At 68.8% G+C, this 706-nt stretch carries 1 protein-coding gene; it reads right to left on the reverse strand.

What is annotated here, in order from left to right; genetic code table 11:
• On the reverse strand, positions 1–688 hold a 688-nt coding region (locus MOV75_RS40685; RefSeq protein ID WP_247008486.1), incomplete at its 3' end, for an ABC transporter permease.
• Between the last annotated feature and the right edge of the window lie 18 nt (positions 689–706).

Below are 706 nucleotides of genomic sequence, written 5' to 3' on the forward strand. Positions count from 1 at the left end.
AGCGGGCGTGGCTGCGGTGACGCAGGCCGGCCTCGATCAGGCCGAGCAGCTGATCGACGGCGAGCGCCAGCAGGGCTGAGGCAAAGCAGCCGAACAGCACGAATACCCAGTTCTGGGTCTGAAGCCCGGCGAAGATGTAGTTGCCGAGGCTGGTCTGCCCGATCGGCGTCGACAGCGTCGCGGTGCCGATCACCCACACCGCGGCGGTGCGGATGCCCGCCATCATCACCGGAAGCGCCAGTGGCAGCTCGACCATCAACAGCGACTGCCGCGCGGTCATGCCGACGCCCTTGGCGGCTTCGATCAGCGCGGGATCGATGCCGTTGAGCCCGGTGATGCCGTTGCGCAGCACCGGCAGCATCGAATAGAGCGCCAGCGCCAGCATCGCCGGCAGGAAGCCGAACGCCGAGAAGGATACGCCGAACCAGGCCAGCGTGACGGACGCGGCCAGCAGCAACAGCGGATAGAACAGCGCGAGCAGCGCCAGCCCCGGCACCGTCTGCACGATACTGGCGACTGCGAGCAGGATGGCTCGCGGTGCCGGGCGGTTACGCGTCAGGATCGCCAGCGGCAGGCTGACGGCGAGACCGAGCGCGAGCGCGGCGAGACTCACCCGCACATGGTTGCCGAGATAGTCGGGCAGATGCGCCAGCGCTTCGCCCCAGCGCGGATCGGCGAGCAAGCTCATGCCGCACCGCTCGTTGGC

It is taken from the genome of Bradyrhizobium sp. PRIMUS42, from assembly GCF_023006515.1.
Lineage (GTDB): Bacteria > Pseudomonadota > Alphaproteobacteria > Rhizobiales > Xanthobacteraceae > Bradyrhizobium.